The organism is Candidatus Symbiopectobacterium sp. NZEC135, from assembly GCF_025962695.1.
The window spans coordinates 1-1869 of record NZ_JAGFPF010000297.1; the positions used below are offsets into that span (position 1 = coordinate 1).

3 protein-coding genes are annotated in these 1869 nt (G+C 50.6%); 2 read left to right on the forward strand and 1 reads right to left on the reverse strand.

Annotated elements, in window-relative coordinates; all coding sequences use genetic code 11:
• Positions 1-151 precede the first annotated feature (151 nt).
• Together J5224_RS26135 and J5224_RS26140 are read left to right on the forward strand one after the other, a co-directional pair.
• Positions 152-454 carry an ArsR/SmtB family transcription factor gene (locus J5224_RS26135; RefSeq protein ID WP_264628100.1) on the forward strand — a complete coding sequence of 101 codons (303 nt, stop codon included), beginning with the start codon at positions 152-154 and terminating at the stop codon, positions 452-454.
• 15 nt (positions 455-469) lie between these two features.
• The gene (locus tag J5224_RS26140) at positions 470-1012 is read left to right on the forward strand and encodes a rhodanese family protein (RefSeq protein ID WP_264628098.1); all 543 of its coding nucleotides are present in this window, start codon (positions 470-472) and stop codon (positions 1010-1012) included.
• Positions 1013-1250: 238 nt separating this feature from the next.
• On the opposite strand, the gene J5224_RS26145 is transcribed toward J5224_RS26140, so the two are convergent.
• Positions 1251-1869 (reverse strand): ADP-ribosyltransferase (locus J5224_RS26145; protein ID WP_264628099.1); only part of this gene is annotated, 619 nt, incomplete at its 5' end.

A 1869-nucleotide genomic window follows, 5' to 3' on the forward strand; every position in this document is an offset into this window, starting at 1 on the left:
AGAAATCTGAAACAGTGGACCGATTTTTAATAGAGTAACAGCCAACCGAACGATGCTCCAGCCCTGGTCACACTTTTAAGAGAAAACGCTTGATTTGTTTTAATCTTAATTTTAGCATTTACTTAATTAAGGCTATTCTAAAGTAATAATGATGCCAGATGCAGTGAGTGAATTGCAGCGGCGTGCCCATGACGCTGCGTTGTTGTTAAAGGCGATGGCCAATGCCAATCGATTACTGATCCTGTGTATGCTGGTTGAGCGTCAGCAGGTGAGTGCTGGCGCACTCGGGCAGGCGTGCGGCTTGAGCCCTTCTGCCACATCGCAGCATTTGGCGCGTATGCGTTCTGAAGGGTTGGTCGTCGCTCAGCGTGAAGGCACGACAATGTTATACGCGATCGCTAACCACGATCTGGAACGTATCATCACGACGCTCAAAGACATTTATTGTCCTTGAATAGAGAGGAATACCATGGCAAGTCTGCCCTACCTTTCCCCGTTAGATGCTCGGCAGCGTCAGGCTGATGGGGCGTTGATGGTCGACATTCGCCAGACCGCTGAATTCCAGCGTGAGCACATTGCGCAATCACGCCTGTATTCACTGGCGGATCACGCCAACCAACCGCCGGGAATCACACTACCCGCGAATAACACGGTGGTTTTTTACTGTTTATCAGGGGCGCGCTGCGAACAATATGCACAACAGATAGCAGCACTGGTTCCCGGGCAAAACGCATTTTTGCTGGAAGGGGGACTCAACGCCTGGAAAAAGGCGGGTTTGCCGGTTGACGTGGACCGCTCTCAACCGCTGCCAGTGATGCGCCAGGTGCAAATTGTCGCCGGTGGGCTAACAGCGATAAGCGTTGTCTTGGGGTACACGCTGCATCCGGCTTTTTTTAGTGTCGCCGGTTTCATCGGTGCGGGATTGGTGTTTGCGGGTATCAGCGGATTTTGCGGTATGGCCAGATTGCTAATGCACATGCCTTGGAATAAGCGCCGTGGCCTTAATGGCTAAAACACGGGTTTGGTGCGTCAGCCAAAGCGGTTTCAGATAAAAAAAACCCCGACTGGAGTCGGGGCAAAGGTATCTAGAACCTTACTTATAAGGCGGTGCAGAGTATATAATTCAAAACAGCGTTCATACAATATAAAACAGCGTTTTATTTATCTGGATTGTGACGGCTATCTTGCTTTGCTGTTACGTCACGTCAGACGCTGCTTGCCCAGAAAAGCCAACGCCGCATAGCGTAAGGCTAGATTGACGCTATTTTTACGTTGGTCTCATCGAGACGAGAGGCATCCAGCACCTCTTTCAGTTCGACATTATCACCCTCAATAGAAAGACATCGAAACAAGGTGCGATCTTCAATCAGCACTTCCGCTTCATGCAGGTTTTGGGTAAACCCGCTGATGGCGTGTGCGGTATGGGTGACATGGATTTTATACAAGACTTGATGGGGTCCTTTACCGGCTTTGTGGGCCATCGCGATATTCTTGTCGGCGGAGGTGGATACAAATTTTTTAACCAGAAGTGTATCTCCGGGTTTTAAGGTCGCCCGGAGCTCGGGGGATAACTCGCCACCGCGATATACCACACCGTGAAAACTGGGCAGTTTGTTCAGCAACGACCGTATATTTGTCACCATCTGGAATGATTGTTCTGCGAACAGCGGACTCAAGAAGTGTTCAGGCATGTCGAGTTCAAGATACTCATTGATCATGTCAGAAACGTTGCGCGTGTAATCGTTAATGGCGCGTCGTTCGGCGGCGTTTGTCTGGTATTGTCCTCCGCCGCGCTCCCGATATTGGTTATAAAGGCTGGCGGCGGGGCGGGAAGCGCCCAGCGTCTCCATTATTGCCTCTGTTCGCGTG

What these genes read in the sequence shown, in the direction of transcription:
- J5224_RS26135 (WP_264628100.1), top strand. Translation starts at nt 152, where the DNA reads ATGCCAGATGCAGTGAGTGAATTGCAGCGGCGTGCCCATGACGCTGCG.
- J5224_RS26140 (WP_264628098.1), top strand. Translation starts at nt 470, where the DNA reads ATGGCAAGTCTGCCCTACCTTTCCCCGTTAGATGCTCGGCAGCGTCAG.